Source organism: Nocardia sp. NPDC002869, from assembly GCF_046764065.1.
GTDB classification, from domain to species: Bacteria; Actinomycetota; Actinomycetes; order Mycobacteriales; family Mycobacteriaceae; genus Nocardia; species Nocardia rhamnosiphila.
On record NZ_JBKOOL010000333.1, the window covers coordinates 1 to 1,550 of the forward strand.

A 1,550-nucleotide genomic window follows, 5' to 3' on the forward strand; every position below is an offset into this window, starting at 1 on the left:
TCTACCCGCAGACTTCACCACTCTTCCCCTACCCGCCGCTCTTCCGATGGGGGCCACCTCGAAGACGGATCGGTGCGGTCCGGCCTCGGCGACGAGGGTCGGAGCCGGCCGCACCGCCGCTCGGCGGCCGGTCGGTGCGGGGCTCGGAAATGCCGCACCTTTTCGCAGGTGAACGCGCCTTTCGTTCAATGCGGTCCCACCTCGGATTGTCGTGATAGCTTGCTCACCGAAGCGATCTGTTCCAGCTGCGAATCAGCAATTGCGGCGAACTATTCCCCCTCCTGGAGGTTGAGGTCGTGACTCGTCCCTCTGTTCGTTTTCTGGGTGCGCTCGGCGGTATGGCATTCGCCCTGCTGGTGGCGACACCGGCCGCCGCCGCACCCGTCTACCCGGCTCCGGATCCCGACCGGTTCTACGCCGCCCCTGCCGACCTGGCGGCGCACCGACCGGGCGACGTGCTCGACGTGCGGGTCCTGCCACCGGTGGCCGTCTTCCCCGGCGCCACGGTCCGGCTGGTGAAGTTCCGTTCCACCGATTCGCGGGGCGCACCGATCGCGGCGACCACCACGATCGCCACTCCGGCGGGACATCAACCCGGCGCGCCGCTGCTGTCGTATCAACATTTCATCAATTCGCTCGGCACCGACTGCGCGGTATCGCACCGGCTCTACGGCGCCGACCTGAACCTGTCGGTGATCATGCCGGCGTTGGGCGCGATGCTGGCACGAGGCTGGAGCGTGGCGCTGCCGGATCATCTCGGACCGCAGTTCGCCCTCGGAGCCGGGCGGCTGGGCGGCCAGATCACCTTGGACGGCGTCCGGGCGGCGCAGCGGATGCCCGAACTCGGCGTCGCGAACAGCCCGGCGGTATTGGCCGGCTACTCCGGAGGCGGCCTCGCCACGGCGTGGGCGGCGGCGCTGCAACCGTCCTACGCACCCGAGCTACGGCTCGCGGGCGCGGCCATCGGCGGAGCCCCGATGAACCTGGTCTCGATGGCGGAGGGGCTGGGCTACAAACCCCACCCGGCCTTCGGGCTGGCGATGGCGGCGGCCATCGGCCTCGAGCGGGAATACCCCGACCGGGTACACGTGAGCGGGAATCTCAATTCCCGTGGTCTCGCCATGCGTGACGCGATGGCCAACCTCTGCACCAATGACATCCTCGCCCTCGGGGCCGGTGGCAGCGCACACGAGTTCGCCACCGGGCCCGCTGTCTTCGAGCAGCCCGATGCCTGGGCCGTGGTGCGGGAGAACAGCGTGGAACTCTACGATCCTGTTCCACAGATACCGATCTTCGAATGGCATTCGCCGACCGACCCGCTGGTGCCGATCAACGCCATCGACAACACCAACCGCCGGTGGTGTGCGGCCGGGGTGCGACTGCAGACAATGCTGGTCCCCTCGTTCGAGCATTTGTCCGCGGCGGCGGCCGGCGCGCCCGCCATGCTGGCGTGGCTCGAGGGCCGGGTGCGCGGCGAACCCGCACCCGTCGCCTGCTGACGAAATCTGTGTACGGCCCCGAGTCGCCCGCAGTCGATCGACGGATCGCTG

The 1,550-nt window shown here is 69.1% G+C and carries 1 protein-coding gene; it reads left to right on the forward strand.

Going from position 1 to position 1,550, the window contains the following annotated elements; all coding sequences use genetic code 11:
- Nucleotides 1–338: 338 nt before the first annotated feature.
- The gene (locus ACLML9_RS28715; protein WP_411948424.1) at nt 339–1,499 is read left to right on the forward strand and encodes a lipase family protein; all 1,161 of its coding nucleotides are present in this window, start codon (nt 339–341) and stop codon (nt 1,497–1,499) included.
- Nucleotides 1,500–1,550: the final 51 nt, after the last annotated feature.